Source organism: Streptomyces sp. NPDC045968 (assembly GCF_056430475.1).
The window spans coordinates 134694-158012 of the sequence record NZ_JBWKLF010000007.1 but is presented as its reverse complement, the minus strand read 5'-3'; the positions used below and the strand labels follow the sequence as shown (position 1 = coordinate 158012).

Below are 23319 nucleotides of genomic sequence, written 5' to 3'. Positions count from 1 at the left end.
TTGCGGCTGCTGTGCCGGCCGCTCCCACCTGCGTTGTTGCGCCGCGCTTACCCCAGTGTTTCGTCGAAGCGCTTCAAGCGATTCGACCCAAACCGTTGACGTTGCGGCATCGGGTCCTTAGCTTGTCCCAGCAAGCGCTTTCTTAAACGATTCAATCGACCGTGGCAGCGGGTGCAGCCTGCCCGGAAGGGGTGTGTCATGAGGTCTTGGCGGAGTGCCCAGGGGCTGCGTGCGGCCGGTGTGTCCGTGGCGGTCCTGGGGCTGTTGGCCTCGGGTTGCGGCGGCGACGGGGGAGCGGGGGCCGGCGGGAAGACGGAGATCCGGTACTCCTGGTGGGGTGGCCAGGAGCGGGCCGAGATGATCAACAAGACGATCGCGCTGTTCGAGGAGAAGCACCCGGACATCGACGTCAAGACCGACTTCCAGGACTACGAGGCCTTCTGGAAGAAGTTCAACACCCAGGCATCTGCCGGCAACGCCCCCGACGTGTTCCAGAATTCCGTGGCCTTCCTGCGCAAGTACGACGACAAGCGCGTCCTGCTCGACCTGAACGCCCAGGTCAAGGCGGGCAACCTCAGCATGGAGAACTTCCGCGCCGGCCTGGAGAAGGCGGGCGACGTCGACGGCAAGCTCCTCGGCGTACCCGTCGGCGGCAACACCTTCGCGCTCGTCTACAACCCCGCCGAGTACAAGAAGGCCGGCGTCACCCCCGCGGAGGGCTGGACCTGGGACGAGTACAACGCCGCCATCGAGAAGATCAGCGACGGCGGCGAGCTCGCGGGCGACAGCGGTCACGGCGGCATCATGTACCTCTACGACCTGGTGCTCCGCCAGCACGACAAGGCGTTCTTCACCGAGGACGGGCTCGGCTTCACCGAGGCCGACCTCAAGGACTGGTGGAGCGAGAGCCGCGACCGGACCAAGGCCGGAATGTTCACCGACCCCAAGAAGGCCGAGCAGGCCAAGCCCACGTCCGCGCTCTCCAAGGACCTCTCCGCGGGCGAGTTCACCTGGGACAACTTCCTGGTCAGGTACACCTCCGAGACCAAGGTCCCCCTCGGACTCGCCCCGATCCCCACGACGGACGGCAAGCGCACCGGACAGTACATCTCCTCGCTGATGCTCAGCGGCTCCGCCCGTACGAAGCACCCGAAGGAAGTCGCCCAGTTCATCGACTTCATGGTCCACGACCCCGAGGTCGGCAAGATCATGGGCTACGACCGGGGCGTCCTCGCCACGAACGAGCAGTTCGAGGCGTACGAGCCGGTCGGCGTCTCCGCGCAGATCGCCGAGTACGAGAAGAAGGTCGCCGACAACGTCGAGCCGATCACTCCGCACCCGGCGGGCGCCGACATCGCCGAGGCCGCGTTCCTGCGCATCGCCACCGACGTCGTCATGGGCACGACGTCCGTCGACGACGGCGTCAAGCAGTTCTTCTCCGAGGCGAAGACGGCACTCGGCTCCTGATGGGATCGGCGATGACTGACCTCCAGGCCCCCGCGCCCCTCGTGCGCGAAGAGAGCCCCGAGCAGCCCAGGAAATCCGGACGACGGCCCGCCGCTGCCCGGCGGCGGGCGCGCGGGGAGACCCTGGCCGGCTATCTGTTCATGTCCCCGTGGATCGCCGGCTTCGTCCTTCTCACCGCCGGGCCCATGCTCGCCTCGCTCTATCTCGCCTTCACCGACTACAACCTGTTCGACACCCCGCAGTGGGTGGGGCTGGACAACTTCACCGAGATGTTCGGTGACGCCCGCTGGCAGAAGTCCGTCGAGGTCACCACCTCGTACGTGGTCGTCGGCACCCCGCTGAAGCTGGCGGCGGCCCTGGGCGTGGCCCTGCTGCTCACCAAGAAGCGGCGCGGCCAGGGCTTCTACCGAGCCGCGTTCTACGCGCCGTCCCTCGTCGGCGCGAGCGTCTCCATCGCGATCGTGTGGCGGGCACTCTTCTCCGACGACGCGGTCGTCGACCGCACACAGCAGATCTTCGGCGTCGACGTCGGCGGCTGGATCGGCGATCCCGACATGGTGATCTACGCCCTGGTCGCGCTGACCGTCTGGCAGTTCGGCGCCCCCATGGTGATCTTCCTGGCCGGACTCAAACAGGTGCCACGCGAGCTGTACGAGGCCGCGGAGGTGGACGGCGCGGGGGCCTGGCGGCGATTCCGGTCCATCACCCTGCCGATGATCTCGCCGGTGCTCTTCTTCAACCTGCTCCTGGAGACCATCCACTCCTTCCAGATCTTCGCCTCCGCCTACGTCGTCACCAACAGCAAGTGCGGCCCGGCCGACGCCGGCCTCGTCTACACCTGCTACCTGTACGAACAGGGCTGGACGAACCTCCGGATGGGTTACGCCTCCGCGATGGCCTGGATGCTGCTGATCACCGTCGGCCTCGTCACGGCCGTGCTGTTCTGGTCCCAGCGCCGCTGGGTGCACTACGAGGAGGACGCCCGATGAGCGCGCTCATCCACCCGGGGCGGCGGCGCGGACTGCGCTCGGCCCTCTGGCACATCGGGGCGCTCGCCGTGCTCATGGTGGTCCTGTACCCGCTGTTCTGGGTCATCGGGGGTTCCCTGAAACCCAACGAGGACATCGTCGGCGGACTGGAACTCTTCCCTTCCCACCCGGTGTTCACCCACTACGAACGTCTCGCCGACGGCATCGCCGACATTCCGGTCTCGACGTTCTTCGTCAACTCGCTGGTGCTGGCGTTCGGTTCGGTCGCCGGTGTCCTGTTCTCCTGCTCGCTGGCGGCCTACGCCTTCGCCCGGATCTCCTTCCGCGGGCGCAACGTGCTCTTCTCGCTGATGATCGGCACGCTCCTGCTGCCGTACCACGTACTGATCATTCCGCAGTACGTGCTGTTCCAGAAGATGGAACTCATCAACACCTATGTGCCGTTGCTGCTCGGAAAGTACCTGGCGACGGACGCCTTCTTCGTCTTCCTGATGATGCAGTTCATGCGGAACCTGCCCCGCGAGCTCGACGAGGCGGCACGGCTCGACGGCTGCGGACACCCACGGATCTACTGGCACATCATGCTGCCGCTCTGCCGGCCCGCCCTGATCACCAGCGCGATCTTCACCTTCATCTGGTCCTGGAACGACTTCCTCGGACCCCTCCTCTACCTCAACGAACCCGAGAAGTACCCCGTCTCCATGGGCCTGAAGATGTTCATCGACCAGGACAGCGCGGCCGACTACGGCGGAATGATCGCCATGTCCCTCCTCGCGCTCCTGCCGGTGCTGGCCTTCTTCCTCGCCTTCCAGCGCTACCTCGTCGAGGGCGCGGCCACCTCCGGACTGAAGGGCTGAGGACGCCATGGCGTCACCGTCCGCGGGGCACCCGGTCCGAGGCGCACGGCGCCCGGAGAAGCTCGCCCGGTTCACCCTCTTCGCCGAGTGCCTGCTCACCGGGGTATGGGTCACCATCGCCGCGCTGCCGCTGATCACCCTGCTGCCGGCGTGCGCGGCGGGCTGCGCCCATCTGCGCCGGCAGCTCGACGGCCGGCGCGGCGGGCTGCGGGAGTTCGCCGCCGATCTGCGGGAAGCCGTACGCACCGGATGGCGGGCCGCCCTGCTGTGGTGGGCGGCGCTCGCCCTGCTCGCCTTCGACTGGCAGGTCGCCAGGTCCGGCCTGCTGCCGGGCGGGCGGCTGCTCGCCGCCGTCAGCGTGCTCGGCGTACTGGCACTCGCCGTCGCCGCCCTCCGCGTGGCCGCCGCCTGGCGGCCCGGCGCGTCCTGGGCACCCCTCGTACGCACAGCGGCCCGCCGGACCCTGACCGACCCGGCCGGCTCGCTGCTGCTCATCGGCGGGTTCGTCGCACTCGCCCTGACCGCCTGGCAGGTACCGCCGCTGGCAGCCCCCGCGTTCGGCGCGCTCGCGGCGGCGGCCGTCGCCGTCGACCGCCGCTGACCGGCCCACCTTCCGTACGACCCCCGCACGCACCAACGCGCGATCCGGCATGCCCACTTTCTGATCGAACTGGAGTCGTGATGTCCCCGATCCCTCGTCGTACCGTGCTCAAGGCCGCCGCCGTCACCGGCGCGGCGACCTCCGTCTCCTGGGTGCTGAACGGAACCACCCGGCCGGCCGCCGCCGCGGGAAGCACCGCCGCGGCGGAGACCGCGCAAGGCCCCGTCGAGATCGGCTGGCTGGAGGAGGCCGGGCTCGGGGCCGCCCCCGGCTCCACCTTCGGGGTGCCCTGGGCCAGAGGGCGGTTCCCGGCCGGCCAGAAGTTCGCGCTGGCGACCGCCGACGGCAAGGACATCCCCGTACAGACCTGGGCCACCGCCACCTGGCCCGACGGCTCCCTGAAATGGACCGCGCACGCCGTCGGTCCCGAGGCCGCGGCCGGCAGGAAGTTCACCCTCACCGCCGGCGAGCCCGCCGCACCGGCGCATCAGGTCGCCGTCAAGAGCACCGGCTCCACGATCACCGTCTCCACCGGCGTGATCACCGCCAGGATCGGGAAGAGCGGCTCCCACCTCATCCCCTCGCTCACCCGCGGTTCCACCGAAATCGCCAAGGACGGCAAGCTCGTCCTGATCCGCCAGGGCGAGATCGAGGACGGCGACCAGGGCCAGGAGAAGTACGAACGCTTCGAGAGCACCATCACCCGGACCGAGGTCGAACAGAGCGGCCCCGTCCGCGCCGTCGTCCGCGTCGAGGGGAAACACCGCAGGGGCAGCCGCTCCTGGCTGCCCTTCTCCGTACGGCTCTACTTCTACGCGGGCGCGGAATCGTTCCGCATGGTGCACACCATCACCTTCGACGGCACCCAGGAACCCGGCAAGGCCGACGGCGACTTCATCCGCGGCCTCGGCGTCCGCTTCACCGTCCCCATGCGCGACGAGGCATACGACCGGCACATCCGCATCGGCGGCGACGGCACCGGAATGCTCCGCGAGGCCGTCAAGGGCATCACGGGCCTGCGCCGCGACCCGGGCGCCGCCGTCCAGGCCGCCCAGTTCGAGGGAACCAGGCTTCCCGACCCGGCCACCTGGGACCAGCGCGTCACCAGCCGCCTCCACCTCATCCCCACCTGGGGCGACTACACCCTCAGCCAGCTCTCCGCCGACGGCTTCTCACTGCGCAAGCGGACCAAAAAGGGCCACGGCTGGATCGCGGCGGGCGGCGGCCGGCGTGCCTCCGGCTTCGGCTACGTCGGCGGCGCCAGCGGCGGACTCTCCTTCGGCCTGCGGGACTTCTGGGAGAAGCACCCCGCCCAGCTCGACATCCGCGACGCCCACACCGACGCCGCCGAAGTCACCCTCTGGCTCTGGTCGCCCGAGGCCGAACCGATGGACCTGCGCTTCTACCACGACGGCCTCGGCCAGGACACGTACGCCGAACAGCTCGAAGGCCTCAACATCACCTACGAGGACTACGAGCCGGGCTTCGGCACCCCGTACGGCATCGCCCGCACCAGCGAACTCCTCTTCTGGGCCCACGACTCCACCCCCAGTGCCGAAGCGCTCGGCCGGGAGGCCCAGGCCGTCCGCACCCTCCCGCAGCTCGCCGCCCCGCCGTCCCAGCTCATCGAGGCCAAGGTCTTCGGCGGACTCTTCTCCCCGGTCGACCGTTCCACCCCGGCCAAGGCGAAGATCGAGGACCACCTCGACTTCCTCTTCACGTACTACAAGGACCAGGTCGACATGCGGCGCTGGTACGGCTTCTGGGACTACGGCGACGTCATGCACTCGTACGACCCCGCCCGCCACCAGTGGCGCTACGACGTCGGCGGCTACGCCTGGGACAACTCCGAGCTCTCGCCCGACCTCTGGCTCTGGTACGCCTACCTGCGCTCCGGCCGCGCCGACATCTTCCGCTTCGCCGAGGCCATGACCCGCCACACCGGAGAGGTCGACGTCTACCACCTCGGCCAGTGGGCCGGGCTCGGCACACGGCACGGCGTCCAGCACTACGCCGACAGCGCCAAGCAGCAGCGCATCGCCAACACCACCTACCGGCGGATCTACTACTTCCTCACCGCCGACGAGCGCGTCGGCGACCTGATGCGCGCCAACGTCGACTCCGACGAGACCTTCCTTGTCCTCGACCCGATCCGCAAGATCCGCACCGAGCCCTACACACCCGACCGGCACGCCCTCTCCGTCGGCTTCGGAACCGACTGGAGCGGACTCGTCTCCGCCTGGCTCACCGAATGGGAACGCGGCGGCCCGCAGGCCGAGAAGGCCAGGGCCAGAGTCCTCGCCACCATGGAGACCATCGCCGCCCAGCCCAACGGATTCGTCCAGGGAACCGGCCTCTACGACCTGGACACCGGCAGGTTCGCCGTCGCGGAGAAGCCCGTCGTCAGTGTCTCGCACCTCTCCGCGGTCTTCGGCCTGAACGAACTGTGCGCAGAACTGATCGACCTCGTCGACATGCCGGAGTTCAAGAGCGCCTACCTGGACTACTGCCGGTACTTCAACGCCACGAAGGCGGAACAGGCCGCACGCTACGGCTCCAACTTCGGCAGCCTGCTCCTCTTCCAGGGACACTCACGGCTCGACGCGTACGCCGCCGTGCAGACGGGCGACGAGAAACTCGCCGCCCGCGCCTGGGAGAAGTTCTACAACAGTGACGGGTACCGGGAGACCGCCCCCTGGAAGACCGAAAAGCTCACCGGCCCCGTCACCACCGTGCCCGGCAGCGAGGCCAGTTGGGTCTACACCAACGACACCGCGCTCTACGGGCTCGCCGCCATCGAGAACCTCGCCCTCGTCGGCGACCGCATGCCGGCCTGAGGCCCCAGGACCCCTGGGCCCGGACGCGTCACCGCATCCGGCCCAGGGCGTCCCTGAGCCGCCGAGCATCCCGCAGCCGCTGCTCGTACGTCGCCCCCACCACCAGGAGCAGCACCCCGGCCAGCGCCGGCGGCAGCCACCTGGGCAGCGCACCGGCCACCTGCACCACATAGGGCGCCAGTTCGTGCAGCGCGACCAGCGCCAGCACCGTACCGCCCAGCAGAAGCAGCGCCTGGAGCCGGAACCTGGCACCCGCCAACGTGATCACCAGGGCCGCCACCCCCAGCAGCAACGGCCGCACCCAGTCCGGGTCGGCCCACGCCGCGAAGAGACTCGGAAGCAGCGTCGCGGCGAGACCCGCGCCGTACGCCGTCCACGAGGAGGCCGCCGGATCACGGCGCCGCCGCAGCACACCCACCACCAGCGCGGGCACCGTCACCGGCAGTGTGTACGCCTCCGGGACCGACACCCCGAAGGCGGCCAGCCGCACCCACGTGGCCGCCACGAACAGGCCCACCGACAGATACCCGGCGATCCGCCTGCGCTCCGGACGCACCGCGGTCCCCGCGGCCAGCACCCCGCACAACGCCAGCACCAGAGCCAGGAACGGCGCGTCCGGCACCGCCATCGCCACCGCGATCACCGCACCGAACGCCCCCGAGAGCTCGACCGCCGCCCCCACCGGGCCGCCCCGCAGCCGGAACCCCAGCAGCACCGTCACCGCGGGAACCGCCAGCACGACCGGCGCGCCCTCGTACGCGGCCAGACCCAGCGACGTGCCGACCGCGCACGCCACCACGATCCCGCACATCACCGCCGCACAGGCGAACACGGCCCGCACCACGCTCACCCGCGACCGGACCGCCGCACCCACGAACAGAACCAGCAGCACCCCGAACACCGCGTACGTGACCGCCTCCGCGGCCAGCGACAGCACCCCCGCAGCCGCCGCCCCGGCCAACGCGCACACCATCGCCGCCACCGTCACCGCGGACAGGGCACGCACCGCCACCAGCAGCAGCGCGGCCACCAGAACCACCTGCACGACCACCGCCGGCACGTACCCGAGATCCAGCGCGGCCGGCAGCACCAGCAGCGCACCCCAGCCGAGGCAGAGCCCACCGGCCGCGGCACCGTCACGCCGGCCCGCACGCGCCGCGACCGGCGCCCCCGAGAACCCGTACCGGTGCGCCGCGCCCAGCACACCGGCCGCCACCGCGAGCACCACCGGGGAAGCCGCCATGCCCGACCACGGCACCGACACCCCCATCGCCTCCCGCATCCCGTCCGGAGCGCCCGCCCACACATCCGTCAGCAGCGACAACGGCCCCAGCAGCACGGCGGCCACCGGAGGCAGCGCCCAGAGCACCGCACCGGCGATCACCGCCCCGGCGGCCGCCAGTACCCCCTGGCCCGCATGACGCGGCAGCCGGGCCCGCAGTGCGGCCAGGAGCGCCACCCCGCACACCAGATAGGCCACGACCGACCAGTCCTGCGGCACCGCCGTCCGCAGCACACCACCCACCGCGGCCACCGCGGTCAGCCCGGACAGGCACCCCGCGACGAGCGCGAACTCACGCCGGGCCCGCCACGCACCGCACAGCGCCACCGCGGCACCGGCGAGCAACAGGAGGCCAGGCCACACCGCCGCCACCGGACCGTCCGCCGACACCGACTCCACCAGACCCAGCAGCAGCGCGACCAGCCCGGTGACCGCCGCTCCGGCACCCGCCGTGACCCGCACCGCGAGCCCCTTGCCCCACAGCGCGACCGCACCGTCCGCGGCCGCGGTCACCAGCAGCACCCACCCGAAGACGAGCGCCGGTGCCCCGGCCGCCCACGCCCACAGGACCAGAGGCAGCTGACCGGCCACCACCGCCGCCGGCAACGGCAGCCGCAGCGTGCGCAGCGCCAGCCCGTACACCGCCCACCCCGTGGCGAGCACCGCCGAGGCGACCGCCGCGAACACGAGACCGTCCGCGTCAGGCGCCGCCACCGCGTGCAGCGCGTACGCGTCGAGCACCGTCAGCACCAGAGCCAGCGCGGCCAGCGCCTCGGCCGTCGACGAGAGCCTGCGCTTCAGCAGGACGGCGGGCGCGACGAGCGCGCCGACCGTCACCGCCGCGAGCACGGCGGAGCGGCCGCCGATCCCCATGGCACCCCAGCTGACCAGGGTGAACGCGATCGCGGCGATGATCAGCAGCAGACCACCGAGCGACAGCAGCACGTTCTGCGCGCTGCGCGGCCCAGCCGCCTGGCCCGGACCTCCCGGGCGCAGCGGCGCGGAGTAGCGCCCGGCCGGCTGCGGCGCGGGGCGCGAGGGGAAGGGCGGGACCGGCGCGGCCTGCTGCTGCAGCACACTCAGCAGCCAGGCGCGGCGGTTGAGCAGCTGGACCCTTCGGGTGTCCAGCTGCACCAGTTCACGGTCGAGGAGCACCAATTCCTCGGCGGGTGGCGGCAGATGTTCCATGTCCGTGAGTGTGGCGCCCACCACACCCTCGTACATGCGCTCGGATACTCAGTTTCCGCGATGTCCCCCGGCGTTCTCCGACTGAGTACGTGCCCGTACGCGCAGACTGGACCCATGGACTGGAGTCACTACCGCTTCACGAGCGTCTGGGACGTGCCCGCGACGCCCGACACCGTGTACGCCGCGCTGGAGCGCGCCGAGGACTATCCGCAGTGGTGGCCCCAGGTCCGTGCGGTGACCACCATCGACGCGACCAGCGGAACCGCGCGCTTCCGCTCGTTCCTGCCGTACGACCTGGTCGTCACCGTGAGCCAGAGCCACCGCGACCCCCGCGCCCGGGTCCTCGAAGTGACGATGACCGGCGATCTGGAGGGCTGGGCCCGCTGGACCGTAGCTCCGCACGCCGACGGCAGCAGGGCCACGTACCACCAGGAGGTCGTCGTCCGCCGGGCCCTGATGCGGCGCCTCGCCGTGCCCGGACGCCTCGTCTTCCGCGCGAACCACGCGCTGATGATGCGCTCCGGACGCCGCGGTCTGACGGCCCGGCTGCAAGGAGTTTGAACCCAGCCCGCAGAGCCCTGTATGGTTCATCCCGTTCCCGGGCGATTAGCTCAGTGGGAGAGCGCTTCGTTCACACCGAAGAGGTCACTGGTTCGAAACCAGTATCGCCCACCGGGAAGAGCCGGTCCGTCAGCACCATCGACGGACCGGCTTCCGCGTTCCCGTGCGCCGCCGGGCCGGACGCCCGGTCTCATGCCGCGGCGCGCAGCTCCGGGCGCAGCGGCCACGCCGGGTCCACCGTCTCCGGCGTCCCGCTCTTGGTGAACCACGCTTGCAGACCACGTGCCTGCGCCGCGTGCCACACGGCCTGGAGCGTGTGCAGCTCGGCCGGTGTCAGACGCTCCAGCCGTGCGGAGAAACGCCGCCCCACCGCCCGTACCAGCTCCAGCGAGGCCGTCGCGTCGGCCGCCGCGTCGTGCGCCCCGTCCAGCGTCACCCCGTACAGCTCGCACAGATCCGTGAGCGTGCGCCGGCCCTTGCGATACCGGTCCAGGTGCTTGTCGAGCACGCGCGGGTCCAGCACACACAGCGGCGAGTTCTGCAGATAGCGGTTCAGCGACGATGCCCGGTGCCGCTTCAGCTCGCGGTCCAGCAGCGTCAGGTCGAACGGCGCGTTCATCACGACCAGCGGGCGCCCCGTCGCGCACTGCTCCGCCAGCGCCCGGGCTATCTCCTCCACCACCGGCGCCGGCCAACGGCCGTTGCGCTGGAGGTGATCGTCGGTCAGTCCATGGATCTCGGTGGCCCCGGCGGGCACCGGAACCCCCGGATTGACCAGCCAGCGGGTGACCCGCGCCCGCCCGCCGGCGGTGTCCTGGACGACGAGGGCGGCCGAAACGATCCGGTCCTCCTCGACATCCACGCCTGTCGTCTCGGTGTCAAAAGCGGCCAACGGCCCGTCGAACCAGTGCATCATCCCCGAACTCCTCGCACCTGCACGGCAGATGGAGTGATTCCTCTGCCCGAAACGGTGATACCCGGGGTGTTTGCCTGATACGCCGTTTGCGACCCGTCTCCTGCGGTGACAACACAGATGACGGGAACGGAAGTTGACCTGCCCGTCGGCAGAGGCCGGACAACCGGTCGGCACAGCCCGGAAGGCACACGGAGCCATGGCGCTCGCGCAGCCGAACCCAGGGGGCCCCTCCCGCGCCGAAGACCACGGAGGAGTCCTGCCACCGCAGCGGATCACCCCGCTGCGCGGCACCCTCGCCACCACCGCCTGCATGGAGACCCTCCAGGTGGGCTACTTGCACGCGGTAGCCGCAGCGGCGGGATGCTCCCTGTCTCAGCCGTTTCCCGACAACGGCATCGACTGGCACGTCAGCCACGGTGCCCCCGACCACACCGTCGACGACGAGGTGACCATCAAGGTGCAGCTCAAATGCACCTACCAGATCCCCGCGCACCCACGCGGCCCGGCGTTCTCCTTCACTCTCGACAACGCTCACCTCGTGAAGCTCGCCCGGACCCCCGTGTCGGTGCACAAGATCCTGGTCGTGATGCTCGTGCCCCGCAGCCGGGAGGACTGGCTGCGCGCCGGACACGAACAGCTCGACCTGCGGCACTGCTGCTACTGGACCAACCTGGCCGGCCACGCGGTGACGGGCCGGCACAGGACCACCGTGCACATCCCGACCTCGCGGATCTTCGACGACCGAGCACTCTGCGAGATCATGGCCCGGGTCGGGGCGGGAGGGAGACCCTGATGCACCGGTCGACGGACGAACCGTTCCACCGAGCGACGCCTTCGGGCCCACGATCACACCCGGGCGAACACCCGGACGCACCGCGGACCACCGGGGACGTCCCCGATCCCGCCCTCGTCGACCCCGCCGTGCTCGGCGCGCTCCTGGACCGGCACGGCTGGCAGCGGCGCGGCGGAGCCGCCGGACGCTACAGCCGCTGGACCCCGCCCGGGCCGCCGGGCGGCGCCACGAGCCTGCTGGTGCCCGAAACCGCCGCGTTCCCTGACAGTGAGGACCTCATCGGGGAGGCACTCACCGCGCTCGCCCGGAGCGCCGCACCCTCCGCCAGGGACGTCCTCGTCTCCCTCACGGTGCCCAGCGACGAGATCCGGTGGTGGCGCGACGTCCCCGAGTCGGCTGCCGGCGCCGCCGGAGCGGCCGGCTGGACCCAGGACGATCACCTGCGCTCGGCGGCCCGGCAGATCCTGCTGGCCGGCGCCCTGGCCGTCCGCGGCCCGGCCGGCTACCACGGCACCCGCCACCGCCGAAAGGCCCGGGCGGCACTGGAGGACACCCTGGTCGGGCCCGCGCCGGGCGGACGCAGACTCACCGTCTTCGTACCCGTCGCCTCGGGCCGGGCCGTCGCCGTACAGCTCTACCAGGCCCTGCACGCCACCCGCGAGGCCGTCGACTACCAGCGGGCCACGGGAGGCATGGACGCCTTCGACTCCGCGGTCGCCGCGGGCGTCAGCCGGGAACTGACCGAGGCGGTCATCGCCCTGGTCCGTGGCTCCGAGGGGGCCGGGATCGCCCTGGAGTGGGCGCCCGCCGCCGGCACCCCCGACGGCTGCCCGGCCCGCCCCGAACCCGTCGAGTTCTCGCCCGGCGACCTGCCCGCCCTGCGCCGGGCGGGCGTCCGCTACCTCCAGGACGAGCCCGCCGTCCCGGTACGGATCACCGGCGCCGTCGTCCGGATGCGCCGCTCCGGACCGCGCGGTGCGGGGATCGTACGGCTGAGGGTGCTGGCGGGCGCCGAGGTCGCCCACGTACGGCTGGAGCTGGACGAGGAGGCGTACCGCATCGCCGGCCACGCCCACCTGGTCGGGCTGCCGATCCGGGTGGACGGCCTGCTGGAGAGCCGGGGCGGGTTCCGGCGCCTGGGCGACGCCTCGCAGGTGGCTCCCGTCCAGGTCGACGAGACGGAACGGGACCGGCTGATGAAGTCGCTCCAGGAGAACCTGGACTTCTTCGAGGAGGCGTGCACGGGGGAGGAGACGTAGCCGCGCGGTATCCCTTTCGCTAAGGGGGCTCCTGGCTCGGTACGATTCGTCTTGCGCGCGCGATACGAAGCGCCGCACCCCCTCAGTCAGGAGAGACCGGTGTCAGACGTCCGTGTGATCATCCAACGCGATTCCGAGCGGGAAGAGCGCGTGGTGACGACGGGGACTACGGCGGCCGAGCTCTTCCCCGGTCAGCGCACCGTCGTCGCCGCGCGTGTCGAGGGCGAGCTGAAGGACCTCGCGTACGAGCTCAAGGACGGCGAGACCGTCGAGCCCGTCGAGATCTCCTCCGAGGACGGCCTGAACATCCTGCGGCACTCCACGGCGCACGTCATGGCGCAGGCGGTCCAGGAGCTGCACCCCGACGCCAAGCTGGGCATCGGCCCGCCGGTCAAGGACGGCTTCTACTACGACTTCGACGTCGAGAAGCCGTTCACTCCCGAGGACCTCAAGGCCATCGAGAAGAAGATGCAGGAGATCCAGAAGCGGGGGCAGCGCTTCTCCCGCCGGGTCGTCACCGACGAGGCGGCCCGCGAGGAGCTCGCCGACGAGCCGTACAAGCTGGAGCTCATCGGCATCAAGGGCTCGGCCTCCTCGGACGACGGCGCGGACGTCGAGGTGGGCGGCGGCGAGCTGACCATCTACGACAACCTGGACCCGAAGACCGGCGAGCTGTGCTGGAAGGACCTCTGCCGGGGCCCGCACCTGCCCACCACCCGGTTCATTCCCGCCTTCAAGCTGATGCGGAACGCCGCGGCGTACTGGCGCGGCAGCGAGAAGAACCCGATGCTCCAGCGCATCTACGGGACCGCGTGGCCCACCAAGGACGAGCTCAAGGCGCACCTGGAGTTCCTCGAGGAGGCCGCCAAGCGCGACCACCGCAAGCTCGGCAACGAGCTGGACCTCTTCTCCTTCCCCGACGAGATCGGCCCCGGCCTCGCGGTCTTCCACCCCAAGGGCGGCGTCATCCGCCGGGCCATGGAGGACTACTCGCGGCGCCGCCACGAGGAGGAGGGCTACGAGTTCGTCTACAGCCCCCACGCCACCAAGGGCAAGCTCTTCGAGAAGTCCGGCCACCTGGACTGGTACGCCGACGGCATGTACCCGCCCATGCAGCTCGACGACGGGGTGGACTACTACCTCAAGCCGATGAACTGCCCGATGCACAACCTGATCTTCGACGCGCGTGGCCGTTCGTACCGCGAACTGCCGCTGCGTCTCTTCGAGTTCGGCACGGTGTACCGGTACGAGAAGTCGGGTGTCGTCCACGGTCTGACCCGTTCGCGCGGCTTCACGCAGGACGACGCGCACATCTACTGCACCAAGGAGCAGATGGCGGAGGAGCTCGACAGGACGCTCACCTTCGTGCTGAACCTGCTCCGTGACTACGGTCTGACCGACTTCTACCTTGAGCTCTCCACCAAGGACCCGGAGAAGTTCGTCGGCTCGGACGAGGTCTGGGAAGAGGCCACCGAGACGCTGCGTCAGGTCGCCGAGAAGCAGGGCCTGCCGCTCGTTCCCGACCCGGGCGGCGCCGCGTTCTACGGCCCGAAGATCTCCGTGCAGTGCAAGGACGCCATCGGCCGCACCTGGCAGATGTCGACGGTGCAGCTCGACTTCAACCTGCCGGAGCGCTTCGACCTGGAGTACACCGGCCCCGACGGCACCAAGCAGCGCCCGGTCATGATCCACCGCGCGCTGTTCGGCTCCATCGAGCGCTTCTTCGCGGTGCTGCTGGAGCACTACGCGGGCGCGTTCCCGGTGTGGCTCGCGCCCGTCCAGGCGGTCGGCATCCCGATCGGCGACGCGCACATCCCGTACCTCCAGGAGTTCGCGGCCAAGGCGCGGAAGCAGGGGCTGCGCGTCGACGTCGACGCTTCTTCGGACCGGATGCAGAAGAAGATCCGCAACCAGCAGAAGGCCAAGGTTCCGTTCATGATCATCGCGGGCGACGAGGACATGGCCAACGGTGCCGTCTCCTTCCGCTACCGCGACGGTTCGCAGGAGAACGGCGTCCCGGTCGAGGACGCCATCGCCAAGATCGCGAAGGCCGTCGAGGACCGCGTCCAGGTCTGATCCGCACACCGTGAGAGGCCCCCGGAGCGCTAACCGCGTTCCGGGGGCCTCTTCTCGTCCTCCCGTGTGAACACCTGCAACAGCCATGAGGAGAACGACCCCGTCACCGCCCCCAGCAGCGCAAGACCGCAGACCATCAGCAGGGCCGCGACCGACCGGCCGACCGGTGTGACCGGGTAGGCGTCCCCGTACCCCACCGTCGTGAGGGTCGCGCACGCCCACCAGGCCGCGTCGCCGAAGGTACGGATCGTGGCACCTGGCGCGCCACGCTCCTGGTAGTAGACGGCGAGCGCGGCGGAGAAGCCGAGCAGCACCGACGTCATACCGGCGTACGCCATCACGCGCGCGTACAGGTCCAGCCGCGGGTGGTCCCGGCGCTCCTGGACGGCGGAGTAGACCCGGAGCATGCGCAGAGGGCGCAGGAGCGGCAGTACGAGCACCACCGTGTCCAGCCAGTGGACGCGGACGAACCGGAGGCCCAGGCCGCTGAGCCGGAGCCGTACCGCGTAGTCCGCGAGGAAGAGCAGCCAGGTGAGGCCGACCAGGGCGAGGGCGAGATCGCGCCAGAGTTCGGTGCCCCGGGGGGCGAGGACGCGGACCGCGTATCCGGCGAGGAAGAACAGCGAGGCCACGAAGAGGGGCACTTCGGTGCGTTTCTCCCAGTGGGTCAGCCTGCCGGGGGCGGAGTGGGTGGGGCGGTCGTTCATGGCCACAGCATCGCGGGCCGCTGTCGGGCCTGGCCCCGGCGACACGCTTCGCGGGACCGAAGCAATATGCTGATCGGCATGACGAGTGAGCCGGAGCAGCAGATCGGAGTGGGAACGCCCGACGCGTTCCAGCGCCTGTGGACGCCCCACCGGATGGCTTACATCCAGGGGGAGAACAAGCCCAGCGGTCCGGGGGCCGAGGACGGCTGTCCGTTCTGTGTGATCCCCGCGAAATCGGACGAGGACGGGCTGGTCGTGGCGCGCGGTGAGCGCGTGTACGCCGTGCTCAACCTGTATCCGTACACCGGCGGGCATCTGATGGTCGTCCCCTACCGGCACGTCGCCGACTACACGGACCTGGACGCCGCGGAGACCGCCGAGCTGGCCGACTTCACCAAGCGCGCGATGATCGCGCTGCGGGTGGCCTCGGGGGCGCACGGCTTCAACATCGGGATGAACCAGGGTGCGGTGGCGGGTGCGGGCATCGCCGCGCATCTGCATCAGCATCTGGTGCCGCGCTGGGGCGGGGACACCAACTTCATGCCGGTGGTCGGTCATACGAAGGTGCTGCCGCAGCTGCTCGGTGACACCCGCGCGATGCTCGCGGGTGCCTGGCCCGCCGTCCTGCCGGCTGTCTGACCCGGTCGCTCGGCTCCTGCTTGGCTCCTGCTCGGCTCTCCGGCCGGCGAAAGGGGCGTTCCCGGCGTGTGTGCCGGGGGCGCCCCTTTCGCGCGTGGCGGGCCGTCCCTACGCGTCGTACACGTCGGCCTTCCTCGGGGCCGCGTCCTGCACGAGGCCGCTGAGGATCATGGAGCGGTTGTCGAAGCGCTCGGTGTCGACGCCGTTCTCGTCCAGGACCCGGAGCGCCGCGGAGTGCACGGCGCGCAGGACGGGGGCCGCCGCGCGCAGGGCGTCGTCCGCCATGAACCGGTGGTTCCACGGCTGCGCAGCCCAGGCGTGGCGCAGGCCGAAGGGTTCGGGCAGGACGATCTTGCCGCCGAGGTAGTCGAGGAGCGGCGGGTACCAGGTGAGGGGGGCGCGCAGGGCGAGCCTGACGACTTCGTGGGCCTTGACGAGCGGCAGGGTGATCTTGCGGGTCTCCCAGAACCTGACGGCCTTCTTCACCGTCTTGGTCTCGGCCTCCGGCTTGGTGAGGAAGAGCCCGTGCACGGGGCCCAGCGCGTGGCCGGTGACCTCGATGCGCAGGGTCTCGTGGAGCACGGTGACGGTGATCATCATGGTGATGACCAGCTGGCCGTCCCAGAGGGTGAACTGGACGCCCAGGTAGTGCCGGTCGCCGCTGCCGAACTGCTGGTGGTTGCAGATGCGCTGTATCTCGTGCGGCTTGACCTGGAAGGTGGCGACGTCCTCGCCCTCGGGGCGGGAGACGGAGTCCGCCTTCTCGCCGACGGGGGAGACGATCCAGTGCTTCACGGACGGCGTGGGGAAGCCGCCGGTGTTGAGCGGGCCGCGCTCCAGCATCTTCAGCTGGTCGTGGATGACCCGTATCAGGTCCCAGCTGCGGAACTGGTGGATCTCCCTGGCCGGGTCCTTGGGGACGAGTTCTTCGGCGAGCTGCCAGCTGCCCCAGCGGGTTCCCATGCCGAGGATGCCCTTGGGGCCCGCGTAGAAGACGGAGTTGGACTGCTGCTCGGCGGAGAGCTTCTCCAGACCCTGGCGAAGCGCCTCGCGAGCGGTCTCGTTCGGATTCTTGGGTACGGAGTCGGGGATCTTGGCGATGACGCCGGCGCCGGAGAGGAGTCCTTCCCAGCGGGACCGCATGTCCCTGGCGGAGGCCTCCGCGATCCGCTTGGCGAGGAGCCAGCCGATGACGGGGGCGATGATCATCCCGCGCAGGTAGAGCGCGAGCACTCCTGTGACCGGGAGCTTTATGAAGAGGACCAGGGCGCCGATCCCGAAGACGGCGAGCAGGATGCCGCCCAGTGCGCGGAAGGCGGTGTCCTTCGACTTGTTCAGCGAGTCGCGCAGCCGGAAAGCGATGACCCAGAGCAGCAGGCCGGGGAGGAACGCGAAGCCGAACACCGCGGTGACGACGGTCAGTCTGGTGTCCCGCGCCTTGCGGAGGCCGGTCGCGGACAGACAGTGTTCGACGACGGTCTGCGGGTCGGTGCCGAAGGACTGGATGAGTGCCTTGCGGTCGCCGCCCAGCATGCGTTCCTGGACGGCTCGGGAGAACGCCTCACCGAGATTCGGCTTGAAGTAGGCGGACTTGAAGAGCTTGGAATCGCCCCCCTTCACTTCCGACGTGTGCCACTCGTTGTTGGCCTTGAGGATTTCCTCCACCGGGCTGTCGCGGTACGCCGCGGAGGCGAGGGCGTTGGTCGCCACCGCCTGTCCCGCCGAGCCCTGGAGCGGGATCTGTGCTCCGGGAGAGAAATCGAATCCGTCGTTGGCCACTGCCGCCCCCACTCGCCGCACGGTCTGCCCTTGGCGCTCTTCCCAACTACCGTATGCGGCACACCTTCTGAGCTGGGCCCCCAGCGTATCGCTCCGGCCGGATCACTGGTCCGGTGTTCCCTCCCCTTCCCCGCGGACGCGGTCGGCGAGCTGGGGCGGCATCGCTTCGTGACGGGCGTACGAGCGGTCGAAGCGTCCGGTGCCGTGCGAGAGGGACCGCAGGTCGACGGCGTACCGGCCGATCTCCAGCTCCGGCACTTCGGCCCGTACGACGGTGCGTCCGCCGGGTGCCTGCTCGGTGCCGACGACCCGGCCGCGCCGACCGGACAGGTCGCTCATGACGGCTCCCACGTAGTCGTCGGGGATCAGCACACTGACCTCGGCCACCGGTTCGAGCAGCTGGATGCGGGTGTCCGCCGCCGCTTCGCGCAGGGCCAGCGCCGCCGCCGTCTGGAAGGCCGCGTCGGAGGAGTCCACCGAGTGCGCCTTTCCGTCCAGCAGGGTGACGCGTACGTCGACGAGGGGGTGGCCCGAGGCGACTCCACGGGCGGCCTGGGCGCGTACGCCCTTCTCGACGGACGGGATGAACTGGCGCGGTACTGATCCGCCGACGACCTTGTCGACGAATTCGATGCCCGCACCGGGCGGCAGCGGTTCCACCTCGATCTCGCAGATGGCGTACTGGCCGTGGCCGCCGGACTGTTTGACGTGCCTGCCGTGCCCGGTGCACCGGGTGGCGAACGTCTCGCGCAGGGGTACGCGGTGGGGGACGGCGTCGACCTGGACGCCGTAGTGGCTGCGCAGCCGTTCCAGGGCGACGTCCCGGTGTGCTTCGCCCATGCACCACAGGACGACCTGGTGGGTGTCCTGGTTCTGTTCGAGGCGCATCGTGGGGTCCTCGGCGACCAGCCGCGTCAGACTCTGCGAGAGCTTGTCCTCGTCCGCCTTGCCGTGGGCCAGGATGGCGACCGGCAGGAGCGGGTCGGGCATGGTCCACGGTTCGATCAGCAGGGGGTCGTCCTTGGCGGAGAGGGTGTCGCCGGTCTCCGCGGCGCCGAGTCTGGCGACGCAGGCGAGGTCTCCCGCGACGCACCGGTCGAGGGGCCGTTGCTGCTTCCCGAAGGGCGAGGTGAGCGCGCCCACCCGGATCTCGGCCTCGTGGGCGGGGCGCTCGTCGTCTCCCCGGCCGGTCAGGCCGTGGCCGCAGACGTGCACGGTGTCGTCGGGGCGCAGGGTGCCCGAGAAGACGCGTACGAGGGATATCCGGCCGACGTACGGGTCGGACGCCGTCTTGACGACCTCCGCGAGCAGGGGGCCCTGGGGATCGCAGACGGGGGCGGGGCGCGGTGCGCCCTGCGGGGTGGTGACGGCGGGGAGCGTGCGCTCCAGCGGGCTGGGGAAGCCGCCGGTGATGAGCTCCAGGAGTTCGACGGTTCCGACGCCCTGGCGGGCGCCGTCGGCGGCGGGGGCGGCGGTGAGGACGGGGTGGAAGACGCCGCGTGCGACGGCACGTTCCAGGTCGTCGACGAGGGACTTGACGTCGATGTCCCCGCCGCCGAGATAGTGGTCCATCAGGGTCTCGTCCTCGCTCTCGGCGATGATCCCCTCGATGAGCCGGTTGCGGGCGTCCATGAGCGGTTGCCGCTGACCGTCCGCGGGCGGGGACTCCTGCCGTTCGCCGGAGGAGTAGTCGGAGATCCGCTGCGAGAGCAGGCCGGTGAGCCCGGTGAGGGGCGCGTGCCCGTCCGGTGCCTGGGGGCCGTGGACCGGCAGATGGAGCGGCACCACGGCGTCGGGGTCGTCGCCGCCGAAGAGTTCCGCGCAGACCCGGGTCATGCCGTCGAAGGAGGTGCGGGCGGTGTCGAGGTGGGTGACGACGATGGCCCGCGGCATTCCGACGGCCGCGCACTCCTCCCACACGGCGCGGGTCGTGCCCGCGACGGCGTCCGCCTCCTGGGCGGCCGAGACGACGAAGAGGGCCGCGTCCGCGGCGCGCAGACCGGCCCTGAGCTCCCCGACGAAGTCCGCGTAGCCGGGGGTGTCCAGCAGATTGATGGTGCAGCCGCCCCATTCGACGGGGACGAGCGAGAGCTGTACGGAGCGTTGGCCGCGGTGCTCGATCTCGTCGTGGTCGGAGATGGTTCCGCCGTCCTCGACCCGGCCGGCCCGGTTGACCGCTCCCGCCGTCAGCGCGAGTGCTTCGACCAGGGTGGTCTTGCCTGAACCGCTGTGGCCGACCAGGACCACGTTGCGTACGGAGGTGGGCCGGTCGGCCGTCGGCGCCCTGCCGGCGGCCCCGGTGCGGGTGTGTGCCCTGTCGCCCATGATGTGTGCCTCCCGGTGGAGTGCGCGGTGCGGGGGAGCGCCGCGCGGTGAGGGGAGAGAGGTGTGCACGGGCACGGGGGAGCCGTCGCGGCGGCTTCGTCGACGCCCGCGGTATTTCCGAGCTTTCCACTCACATCGGGCGGCGTCCATACGGGATGCGCGAGCGGCCGGGGCGGCGGGACACCCCCGGAGCGGGTGCCCGTCCGGTGGAGCACACGCGTCGTGACTACGATGGGCCAGCCGGTGGCCGCAGTGGCCGCGCGGCCCGCCGAACCTCGGGAAGGCCATGCTGAACAAGTACGCGCGTGCATTTTTTACGCGTGTCCTCACACCGTTCGCCGCTCTGCTGCTCCGTCTCGGGGTCAGCCCCGACGCGGTCACGCTCATCGGCACGGCCGGAGTGATGGCAGGTGCGCTGGTCTTTTTCCCGATGGGGGAATTCTTCTGGGGCACGATCGTCATCACGATCTTCGTCTTCTCGGACCTCGTCGACGGCAATATGGCCCGGCAGGCGGGGATCTCCAGCCGGTGGGGCGCGTTCCTCGACTCGACGCTCGACCGCGTCGCCGACGGGGCGATCTTCGCCGGCTTCGCGCTCTGGTACGCGGGCAGCGGCGACGACAACGTGCTGTGCGCGGTGGCGATCTTCTGCCTGGCGAGCGGCCAGGTGGTCTCGTACACGAAGGCGCGCGGAGAATCGATCGGTCTGCCGGTCGCGGTCAACGGACTGGTGGAGCGCGCCGAGCGGCTGGTGATCTCGCTGGTCGCGGCGGGGCTCGCCGGTCTGCACACCTTCGGCGTCCCCGGGATCGAGGTCCTGCTGCCGATCGCGCTGTGGATCGTCGCCGTGGGCAGCCTGGTGACGCTGATCCAGCGTGTGGTGACCGTGCGCCGGGAGTCCGCTGAGGCCGACGCGGCCGCCGCGTCGGCGGACCAGGGGAGCGAGGCCGCCCAGTGAGCGGCACCGATGACGGTCTGCGGGAACGGGTGACGGACGGGCTGTACGGGCTCGGCTGGGGCGCGGTCAAGAAGCTCCCCGAGCCCGTGGCCCGGGCGCTCTTCCGCACCATCGCCGACCAGGTGTGGAAGCGGCGCGGCAAGAGCGTGCTGCGCCTGGAGTCGAATCTGGCGCGGGTGGTGCCGGACGCGGACGCGGCCCGTCTCGCCGAGCTGTCCAGGGCCGGTATGCGCTCGTACATGCGCTATTGGCTGGAGTCCTTCCGGCTGCCCACGTGGACCCCGCGACGCATCAAGGACAGCATCGACGTGCGGGACGTCCACCATCTGACGGAGGGCCTCGACGCCGGGAAGGGCGTCGTCGTGGCCCTTCCGCATCTGGCGAACTGGGATCTGGCGGGTGCCTGGGTGACCACCGACCTCAAGGTCGGTTTCACCACCGTCGCCGAACGCCTCAAGCCCGAGACGCTCTACGACCGGTTCGTCGCCTACCGCGAGGGCCTCGGCATGGAGGTCCTGCCGCACAGCGGCGGCGCGGCCTTCGGAACGCTGGCGCGACGGCTACGGGCCGGAGGCCTCGTCTGTCTGGTCGCCGACCGTGATCTGTCCTCGTCCGGTGTCGAGGTGACGTTCTTCGGTGACACCGCGCGGATGCCTGCGGGCCCGGCGCTGCTGGCGCAGCAGACCGGGGCGCTCCTGCTCCCCGTCACGCTCTGGTACGACGGCACCCCGGTCATGAAGGCGCGCATCCATCCGCCTGTCGAGGAGCCCGGGACAGGTGACCGCGCCGAGAAGACGTCGGTGATGACACAGGCGCTGGCCGATGCCTTCGCCGCCGGAATCGCCGAGCATCCGGAGGACTGGCACATGCTGCAGCGCCTCTGGACCTCCGATCTGGACCCCCGAGGGGAACAGCCGTGAAGATCGGCATTGTCTGCCCGTACTCCTGGGACGTACCGGGCGGGGTGCAGTTCCACATCCGCGACCTGGCCGAACATCTGATCCGTCTCGGCCATCAGGTCTCCGTGCTGGCGCCCGCGGACGACGAGACACCGCTGCCGCCGTACGTCGTCTCGGCGGGCCGGGCCGTCCCCGTCCCGTACAACGGGTCCGTCGCACGGCTGAACTTCGGTTTTTTGTCGGCTGCGCGCGTACGCAGGTGGCTGCACGACGGCACGTTCGACGTGATCCACATCCACGAGCCCACCTCGCCCTCGCTGGGGCTGCTCGCCTGCTGGGCGGCGCAGGGGCCGATCGTCGCCACGTTCCACACGTCCAATCCGCGCTCCCGGGCGATGATCGCGGCCTATCCGATCCTTCAGCCGGCGCTGGAGAAGATCCGTGCGCGCATCGCGGTGAGCGAGTACGCGCGCCGGACCCTCGTCGAGCATCTGGGCGGCGACGCGGTCGTCATTCCCAACGGGGTCGACGTGGACTTCTTCGCGGGGGCGGAGCCCAAGGCCGAGTGGCAGGGCGGGACGATCGGGTTCATAGGGCGTATCGACGAGCCGCGCAAGGGTCTGCCGGTCCTGATGAAGGCGCTCCCCGCGATCCTGGCCGCCCGCCCGGAGACCAGGCTGCTGGTCGCGGGGCGCGGGGACGAGGAGGAGGCGGTCGCCTCCCTGCCCGAGGAGCTGCGCGACCGCGTGGAGTTCCTCGGCATGGTGAGCGACGAGGACAAGGCGCGGCTGCTGCGCAGCGTCGACGTGTACGTCGCGCCCAACACCGGGGGCGAGAGCTTCGGCATCATCCTGGTCGAGGCGCTGTCGGCGGCGGCGCCGGTGCTCGCGAGCGATCTGGACGCGTTCGCGCAGGTGCTGGACCAAGGTTCGGCGGGTGAGCTCTTCGCCAACGAGGACGCGGACGCGCTGGCCTCGGCCGCGATCCGCCTCCTGGGCGACCCGGAGCGGCGTGCCGGGCTCCGGGAGCGGGGCAGCGCGCACGTGCGCCGCTTCGACTGGACGACGGTGGGCGCGGACATCCTGGCGGTGTACGAGACGGTGACGGACGGGGCGGCGTCGGTGGCCGCGGACGAGCGCACGGGGCTGCGGGCGCGGTTCGGGCTGGCCCGGGACTGAGGGCCCGC

At 70.7% G+C, this 23319-nt stretch carries 18 protein-coding genes and 1 tRNA gene; 14 read left to right on the top strand and 5 right to left on the bottom strand.

The features are described from left to right. The first annotated feature begins 198 nt into the window (after positions 1-198). The 5 genes from AC07FA_RS21215 to AC07FA_RS21195 all read left to right on the top strand — a co-directional run bounded on the left by AC07FA_RS21215 (position 199) and on the right by AC07FA_RS21195 (position 6751). Positions 199-1467: an ABC transporter substrate-binding protein gene (locus tag AC07FA_RS21215; RefSeq protein ID WP_479077419.1), complete on the top strand. Its 1269-nt coding sequence runs from the start codon at positions 199-201 to the stop codon at positions 1465-1467. Continuing rightward, positions 1467-2456, top strand: a complete 990-nt coding sequence (locus AC07FA_RS21210; RefSeq protein ID WP_479077417.1) for a carbohydrate ABC transporter permease — start codon at positions 1467-1469, stop codon at positions 2454-2456. Before AC07FA_RS21215 ends, AC07FA_RS21210 begins: the two co-directional genes overlap by 1 nt. Continuing rightward, positions 2453-3313, top strand: a complete 861-nt coding sequence (locus tag AC07FA_RS21205; RefSeq protein WP_479077415.1) for a carbohydrate ABC transporter permease — start codon at positions 2453-2455, stop codon at positions 3311-3313. The genes AC07FA_RS21210 and AC07FA_RS21205 overlap by 4 nt, the downstream gene beginning before the upstream one ends. A 7-nt stretch (positions 3314-3320) precedes the next feature. Further along, positions 3321-3914, top strand: coding sequence for a DUF624 domain-containing protein (locus AC07FA_RS21200; RefSeq protein WP_479077413.1), 594 nt, complete (start codon positions 3321-3323; stop codon positions 3912-3914). Positions 3915-3994: 80 nt separating this feature from the next. Continuing rightward, entirely contained in the window at positions 3995-6751 is a 2757-nt protein-coding gene (locus AC07FA_RS21195) for an exo-rhamnogalacturonan lyase family protein (RefSeq protein ID WP_479077411.1), read from the top strand. 28 nt (positions 6752-6779) lie between these two features. Here the strand turns inward: AC07FA_RS21195 and AC07FA_RS21190 are convergent, their stop codons facing one another. Beyond that, a complete protein-coding gene (locus AC07FA_RS21190) occupies positions 6780-9221 on the bottom strand; it encodes an SCO7613 C-terminal domain-containing membrane protein (RefSeq protein WP_479077409.1) in 2442 nt (813 codons plus the stop codon). 114 nt (positions 9222-9335) lie between these two features. Here AC07FA_RS21190 and AC07FA_RS21185 point away from each other — a divergent pair, with 114 nt between their 5' ends. Next, positions 9336-9782 carry an SRPBCC family protein gene (locus AC07FA_RS21185; protein WP_479077408.1) on the top strand — a complete coding sequence of 149 codons (447 nt, stop codon included), beginning with the start codon at positions 9336-9338 and terminating at the stop codon, positions 9780-9782. Positions 9783-9821: 39 nt separating this feature from the next. Further along, positions 9822-9893: transfer RNA gene (locus AC07FA_RS21180), tRNA-Val, on the top strand. A 79-nt stretch (positions 9894-9972) separates the two neighbouring features. Here AC07FA_RS21180 and AC07FA_RS21175 read toward each other — a convergent pair. Then, positions 9973-10698, bottom strand: coding sequence for an exonuclease domain-containing protein (locus tag AC07FA_RS21175; protein WP_479077406.1), 726 nt, complete (start codon positions 10696-10698; stop codon positions 9973-9975). Between the two features lie 196 nt (positions 10699-10894). Between AC07FA_RS21175 and AC07FA_RS21170 the strand changes: the two genes are divergently transcribed. The 3 genes from AC07FA_RS21170 to thrS all read left to right on the top strand — a co-directional run bounded on the left by AC07FA_RS21170 (position 10895) and on the right by thrS (position 14826). Continuing rightward, complete coding sequence (locus tag AC07FA_RS21170; protein WP_479077405.1) at positions 10895-11491, top strand: DUF4365 domain-containing protein; 597 nt, start codon at positions 10895-10897, stop codon at positions 11489-11491. After that, positions 11491-12750, top strand: a complete 1260-nt coding sequence (locus AC07FA_RS21165; protein ID WP_479077404.1) for a hypothetical protein — start codon at positions 11491-11493, stop codon at positions 12748-12750. Before AC07FA_RS21170 ends, AC07FA_RS21165 begins: the two co-directional genes overlap by 1 nt. A gap of 99 nt (positions 12751-12849) precedes the next feature. Next, positions 12850-14826, top strand: coding sequence for a threonine--tRNA ligase (gene thrS / locus AC07FA_RS21160; protein ID WP_479077402.1), 1977 nt, complete (start codon positions 12850-12852; stop codon positions 14824-14826). Between the two features lie 29 nt (positions 14827-14855). On the opposite strand, the gene AC07FA_RS21155 is transcribed toward thrS, so the two are convergent. After that, positions 14856-15533: a potassium channel family protein gene (locus AC07FA_RS21155; protein ID WP_479077400.1), complete on the bottom strand. Its 678-nt coding sequence runs from the start codon at positions 15531-15533 to the stop codon at positions 14856-14858. 66 nt (positions 15534-15599) lie between these two features. Here AC07FA_RS21155 and AC07FA_RS21150 point away from each other — a divergent pair, with 66 nt between their 5' ends. After that, entirely contained in the window at positions 15600-16172 is a 573-nt protein-coding gene (locus AC07FA_RS21150) for an HIT family protein (RefSeq protein WP_479077398.1), read from the top strand. Between the two features lie 108 nt (positions 16173-16280). On the opposite strand, the gene AC07FA_RS21145 is transcribed toward AC07FA_RS21150, so the two are convergent. Further along, the gene (locus tag AC07FA_RS21145; RefSeq protein WP_479077785.1) at positions 16281-17951 is read right to left on the bottom strand and encodes a hypothetical protein; all 1671 of its coding nucleotides are present in this window, start codon (positions 17949-17951) and stop codon (positions 16281-16283) included. 102 nt (positions 17952-18053) lie between these two features. Further along, positions 18054-20276, bottom strand: coding sequence for an elongation factor G-like protein EF-G2 (locus AC07FA_RS21140; protein WP_479077396.1), 2223 nt, complete (start codon positions 20274-20276; stop codon positions 18054-18056). Between the two features lie 286 nt (positions 20277-20562). Between AC07FA_RS21140 and pgsA the strand changes: the two genes are divergently transcribed. From pgsA to AC07FA_RS21125, 3 genes are read left to right on the top strand one after another with little or no spacing between them, the layout of a single operon-like run. After that, a complete protein-coding gene (gene pgsA / locus AC07FA_RS21135) occupies positions 20563-21234 on the top strand; it encodes a phosphatidylinositol phosphate synthase (protein WP_479077394.1) in 672 nt (223 codons plus the stop codon). Continuing rightward, positions 21231-22154, top strand: coding sequence for a phosphatidylinositol mannoside acyltransferase (locus tag AC07FA_RS21130; RefSeq protein WP_479077393.1), 924 nt, complete (start codon positions 21231-21233; stop codon positions 22152-22154). The genes pgsA and AC07FA_RS21130 overlap by 4 nt, the downstream gene beginning before the upstream one ends. Further along, a complete protein-coding gene (locus AC07FA_RS21125; protein ID WP_479077391.1) occupies positions 22151-23311 on the top strand; it encodes a glycosyltransferase family 4 protein in 1161 nt (386 codons plus the stop codon). The genes AC07FA_RS21130 and AC07FA_RS21125 overlap by 4 nt, the downstream gene beginning before the upstream one ends. The last annotated feature ends 8 nt before the right edge of the window (positions 23312-23319 follow it).

Excerpts from the sequence above, each read along its gene's own strand:
- AC07FA_RS21215 (WP_479077419.1), top strand. The coding sequence starts at position 199 with ATGAGGTCTTGGCGGAGTGCCCAGGGGCTGCGTGCGGCCGGTGTGTCC.
- AC07FA_RS21210 (WP_479077417.1), top strand. The coding sequence starts at position 1,467 with ATGGGATCGGCGATGACTGACCTCCAGGCCCCCGCGCCCCTCGTGCGC.
- AC07FA_RS21205 (WP_479077415.1), top strand. The coding sequence starts at position 2,453 with ATGAGCGCGCTCATCCACCCGGGGCGGCGGCGCGGACTGCGCTCGGCC.
- AC07FA_RS21200 (WP_479077413.1), top strand. The coding sequence starts at position 3,321 with ATGGCGTCACCGTCCGCGGGGCACCCGGTCCGAGGCGCACGGCGCCCG.
- AC07FA_RS21195 (WP_479077411.1), top strand. The coding sequence starts at position 3,995 with ATGTCCCCGATCCCTCGTCGTACCGTGCTCAAGGCCGCCGCCGTCACC.
- AC07FA_RS21190 (WP_479077409.1), bottom strand. The coding sequence starts at position 9,221 with ATGGAACATCTGCCGCCACCCGCCGAGGAATTGGTGCTCCTCGACCGT.
- AC07FA_RS21185 (WP_479077408.1), top strand. The coding sequence starts at position 9,336 with ATGGACTGGAGTCACTACCGCTTCACGAGCGTCTGGGACGTGCCCGCG.
- AC07FA_RS21175 (WP_479077406.1), bottom strand. The coding sequence starts at position 10,698 with ATGATGCACTGGTTCGACGGGCCGTTGGCCGCTTTTGACACCGAGACG.
- AC07FA_RS21170 (WP_479077405.1), top strand. The coding sequence starts at position 10,895 with ATGGCGCTCGCGCAGCCGAACCCAGGGGGCCCCTCCCGCGCCGAAGAC.
- AC07FA_RS21165 (WP_479077404.1), top strand. The coding sequence starts at position 11,491 with ATGCACCGGTCGACGGACGAACCGTTCCACCGAGCGACGCCTTCGGGC.
- AC07FA_RS21155 (WP_479077400.1), bottom strand. The coding sequence starts at position 15,533 with ATGAACGACCGCCCCACCCACTCCGCCCCCGGCAGGCTGACCCACTGG.
- AC07FA_RS21150 (WP_479077398.1), top strand. The coding sequence starts at position 15,600 with ATGCTGATCGGCATGACGAGTGAGCCGGAGCAGCAGATCGGAGTGGGA.
- AC07FA_RS21140 (WP_479077396.1), bottom strand. The coding sequence starts at position 20,276 with ATGGGCGACAGGGCACACACCCGCACCGGGGCCGCCGGCAGGGCGCCG.
- pgsA (WP_479077394.1), top strand. The coding sequence starts at position 20,563 with ATGCTGAACAAGTACGCGCGTGCATTTTTTACGCGTGTCCTCACACCG.